Here is a 3,621-nt window from a genome sequence, read left to right on the forward strand (position 1 = left end):
AAAAGACACCTTCCGACAATCTAATTCTGAATTCTGTCGCCATGGTTCACAAGACATCAGGGCTTTTTGGAAATTATAAATCTGTCGAAATGTACTTGGATAACGATCGCGCCGGCGAACAGTGCAGGGATTCAATTTTGAAAATATTCCCGGAGGCAGATGACCGGTCGAATGAATATTTTCCCCATCAAGATCTGAATGATTTCCTGATATCACAGGAAGAAAAGACACTTGAAAATAAGCTTGAAAAAAATCAAACAGCCATACACGAGCCCGAGGGAAACAGGAATATTTACAGGAGAAAAAGATGAAGATTCATACAAGCCGGCCTGCGCAAAATAAGCACAGGTGGAATGCTCTAAAAAGGCTGGGTAAAAACTTGCCATGTGTCTAGTGCAAAAAGTACCCAATGTTTACAACAAGCGTGGGGCTTGTCGTAAAAATCGGGCTTTTTGGTTTCCTCCTGTCGTCGGAAACACTTGTTTGGAAATGGAATTCAAGCCAGTAATTTAAAATCATAAAAAAATTAAACACAAAATAAACACAAGATGAAAAATGACTTTTTAAAACAGTTTGTCAGGCAGATTTCCGAGCAGCAAATTGCAAAGGTTGCAGAAGAAAAAAGAAAGAACCGGTTCCGAGAAATTGGTCGAAAGGGAGGTTTGAAAAAGAAGACGGCGAACCAATTTTCGAAGGTAGTCTCAGTTCGTTTTACCGAAAAGGAGTTTGAGAAAATTCGAAAGGAAGCAGAAAAATATAACCTGAAAATATCCAAATATTTAAGACTGATTTCTACCGAAAAGGAAATTAAAGTTAACGAGTTTCAAACCGATGCGGTTCTGTTGAATTACGGCAACAACTTTATAAGGATATCCAATCTGCTCCGGAACAGAGAATGGAATGAGTTTGAAAACAAGAAAGAGATCCTTGAGGAAATTCAAACCACAACGAGGTTGATCCGGGAATACCTCTACCAACAAATCATCAAGCATGAACAATTCGGCAACGACGAGGAGGATCAGTAAGATAGCGATTGAATACAACGGCAACGACAAAGGCACGGCAGAATGTATTTATTCCAACAACCTGCTTTCAACAACGCCGGAGGAAAGATTTGAAGAGATGAAGATTGTCGCCGAGAGAAATCCGAATGTAAAGAAATGGGCTCTCACAGGTTACATTTCTCCGGCAAAGGAAATTGGAGACATACTGACCAACAACGAATTGAAGGAACTGGCTTTAAAATCATTGAAAGATGTGGGACTTACAGAAAATAACCAGGTCGTCCTGGATGTCCACAATTCCACGAAGCAGAAACATATCCACTTCATCGTGAACCGCATAGATGTTTATGGTAAATGCACGGTAAAATCTGCCAATATCGGGAAACGCTTCGGTGAATCAGTGAGAAATGTTTGCAAAGAGATGAACCTGAAAACAGATGTGGAAATAGGGAAAGAGAAAAAGCAGCAGATGCTGAAAGTTCTGCAAAACTGTCTGAAGGTCTCAAGAAATTTTGACGACTTGGTGGATTATATGCGGAGATGTGGTTACAGAGTGACGCTCTCGCAGAATGTGAAGGACGGTATTCCGGGGATGCGGATTGTTAGATTAAAGGACATCAACGACCAAACCCAGAGGCAGTACCATCCCGGTTACAAACTTTCCGAGATTACAAACAAACTGAAAATCAAAGATATCAAAGAAATTCTAAACCGGAATGCGGAAAGCCACCAGTCGGCAATTTTCAGTCAGAGTAATCCACAAACGAACGAAATAAAAAATCCGGAAAAATCAGCCCTCAGGGAGATTGAAAATGCCGTGAAGGAACTGCTCAAACCGAGCTACACACCGGCGGCTGACGACGAATTGCTGAGGAAGAGAAAAAGGAGGCGATAGGTCTTTAAAAAAAAACATCAAAAAAAAACAAAATGAACAACAACGAATTTAACAACCAGGAGAATACAGAAAATTATTCTTCACAAGATGCAGGCATCGAACTTTTGCACCGCGTCATAGAAAGTAATAAGGCGGTAGAAATTTCGGGGAAGGCGATTTTCCACATGTACTGCGACATCAAGGAGGATGTGAAAAAGATCCAAGCACTGGCACATGAAGAAAATCTAAAGCGGCAGGAATTGCTTAAATCCATCCCCAACAATATTATCGCTGAATTACCTCCGGACGTTATAAAGCATCTGGAAAAATTCCATCAGAAATCAGATACAGTTAAATATTGGTTTTTCGGAATCGTAGCTATATTGCTGGTTGCATTTTTTATTTTATCAGCAACTGTTTATCTAGGAAAAAACTGGTACCGCGAAAGCATCCGCACCAAGACCGAGGTTCGAGAGGAAATCCTGGAGGAGATCAAGGATGAAAACAAGGCGATTTATGAAACAGAGCAGGTGAAGCAACTAGAATACAACACTAAGCTGATGAAAAAATGGATGCAGAAAAACCCAAAGGATGCAGAAAAGTTTTTGAAGTTTAAAGAGGGGTATGAGAGTAGGTGAATCAAGTGTTGTTTGTCCAGTTTTTTAATAAAAAACTGGACAAATAATTTTAAAAACGGTTTATACATCCACATTAAACGGTGATTAATATTGAAAAGACACCTTGAATTTTTTTTAAAATAATTTTCACCTGCTGCTGTTTTATCTTCAGGTCATGTTTTTTATTCAAATGCTGATGTATATAGAAATAATACATATGTGGGAACTGTTGATAAATCTACAGTTGGTGGTAATATTGATGCAAGTTTTATTTTATTACATGATTACCCTAATAATTACACGACTAATTTAATTGGTGGAGTTAACAATTTATCTACATTGACTAGTCTACCTGGTGTTGGGACAACAATTAATATTCGTGGAGCATATACACAAGCTTCTGGTAAAATTTTAGATACTAATGTTATTATAGAAAACGAAGATGGCACTACTCTATATAATTTAACATCTGCGACATATCCTGCTATAAAAGGTGATAGTGGTGGTATAATATATTCATATGTGAGCGCGTCCAACACAAGATATACAGTAGGAGTTCATGTTGGGTTAAAAAATTCAGTTACATATTATTGTAAAGCTAATAATGTTCTATCAGCTCTTGGGCTATCTCGCAAAAAAAAAAAATTATGAAGATAAATATGCTAATTTTCACACTGCTTTTTAGCTGTAATTGTATTAACAATAAAATACAACCCTCAAAACATGAAAAAGCTGTAATGGATTCAAATATTTTACCAGTAAATACTGTTGAAAAATCAAATTGTCAAGAATATTGTTTAAAATTAACTACAACAAAATTTGAAAAAAATTATTTTTTAAATAATGCTATACTTAGTTACAATATAATAAATAGTCGTTCCTTAACAAAACCCACTATTTAATTTATATTTAAAAACAGGATTAGAAAACAGCATAATTTGTATCTTATAAAATAAGAAAATAATTTTCTGTTTCAGTAGTTCCATCATTTTCTTCATGTTCCAAGCGGTTGCAGCTAGTAATGCATTGATTTGTGGTCCCGTTTCTCCCATGAAGTAATTTTTTGCCAGCCTAAAATCGGTTTTTAAATGTCCGATGATAGGTTCTATTGCCGCTCTGGTTCTAA

Annotated in this window: 5 protein-coding genes and 1 pseudogene; 5 read left to right on the forward strand and 1 reads right to left on the reverse strand. The window is 36.9% G+C overall.

The window, feature by feature from the left end:
• The 5 genes from AP75_RS13470 to AP75_RS13490 all read left to right on the forward strand — a co-directional run.
• Positions 1 to 311, forward strand: a 311-nt coding sequence (locus tag AP75_RS13470; protein WP_185116488.1) for a toprim domain-containing protein, incomplete at its 5' end; no start/stop codon positions are given.
• A gap of 237 nt (positions 312 to 548) precedes the next feature.
• The gene (locus AP75_RS13475) at positions 549 to 1,025 is read left to right on the forward strand and encodes a plasmid mobilization protein (RefSeq protein WP_088264968.1); all 477 of its coding nucleotides are present in this window, start codon (positions 549 to 551) and stop codon (positions 1,023 to 1,025) included.
• Positions 991 to 1,899, forward strand: a complete 909-nt coding sequence (locus tag AP75_RS13480; protein ID WP_088264969.1) for a relaxase/mobilization nuclease domain-containing protein — start codon at positions 991 to 993, stop codon at positions 1,897 to 1,899. Before AP75_RS13475 ends, AP75_RS13480 begins: the two co-directional genes overlap by 35 nt.
• Before the next feature lie 32 nt (positions 1,900 to 1,931).
• The gene (locus tag AP75_RS13485; RefSeq protein WP_088264970.1) at positions 1,932 to 2,516 is read left to right on the forward strand and encodes a hypothetical protein; all 585 of its coding nucleotides are present in this window, start codon (positions 1,932 to 1,934) and stop codon (positions 2,514 to 2,516) included.
• A 198-nt stretch (positions 2,517 to 2,714) separates the two neighbouring features.
• Positions 2,715 to 3,146, forward strand: coding sequence for a chymotrypsin family serine protease (locus AP75_RS13490; protein WP_088264971.1), 432 nt, complete (start codon positions 2,715 to 2,717; stop codon positions 3,144 to 3,146).
• A gap of 230 nt (positions 3,147 to 3,376) precedes the next feature.
• Here the strand turns inward: AP75_RS13490 and AP75_RS14395 are convergent.
• Positions 3,377 to 3,621 (reverse strand): annotated as a pseudogene (locus AP75_RS14395) (IS5/IS1182 family transposase); the annotation flags it as partial.

This window comes from Kaistella haifensis DSM 19056 (genome assembly GCF_000735695.2).
Lineage (GTDB): Bacteria > Bacteroidota > Bacteroidia > Flavobacteriales > Weeksellaceae > Kaistella > Kaistella haifensis.

Excerpts from the sequence above, each read along its gene's own strand:
- AP75_RS13475 (WP_088264968.1), top strand. The coding sequence starts at position 549 with ATGAAAAATGACTTTTTAAAACAGTTTGTCAGGCAGATTTCCGAGCAG.
- AP75_RS13480 (WP_088264969.1), top strand. The coding sequence starts at position 991 with ATGAACAATTCGGCAACGACGAGGAGGATCAGTAAGATAGCGATTGAA.
- AP75_RS13485 (WP_088264970.1), top strand. The coding sequence starts at position 1,932 with ATGAACAACAACGAATTTAACAACCAGGAGAATACAGAAAATTATTCT.